At 69.6% G+C, this 313-nt stretch carries 1 pseudogene; it reads left to right on the top strand.

Annotated elements, in window-relative coordinates:
* Window positions 1-7: 7 nt before the first annotated feature.
* Window positions 8-313, top strand: a pseudogene (locus IH09_RS36285) (acyltransferase domain-containing protein); the annotation flags it as partial.

The raw sequence follows: 313 nt of genomic DNA, 5'->3' as shown, positions 1-313 counted from the left end.
TGAGGAGGCTCTGCGGCCGTTCGTGGACTGGTCGTTGACGGAGGTGTTGGGGGCGGTTGAGGGTGCGCCGTCGTTGGAGCGGGTGGATGTGGTGCAGCCGGCGTCGTTCGCGATGATGGTGTCGTTGGCGGCGGTGTGGCGGGCGCATGGTGTGCGTCCGGATGCGGTGATCGGGCATTCGCAGGGTGAGATCGCTGCCGCGGTGGTCTCCGGTGCGTTGTCGTTGGAGGACGGGGCGCGGGTGGTGGCGCTGCGGAGTCAGGCGATTGGGCGGCGGTTGGCGGGGCGGGGCGGGATGATGTCCGTTCCGATG

The organism is Streptomyces celluloflavus, from assembly GCA_000720995.1.
Taxonomy (GTDB): domain Bacteria; phylum Actinomycetota; class Actinomycetes; order Streptomycetales; family Streptomycetaceae; genus Streptomyces; species Streptomyces celluloflavus.
The sequence above is the reverse complement of the archived record's forward strand: the minus strand, read 5'-3'. Positions and strand labels throughout refer to the sequence as shown.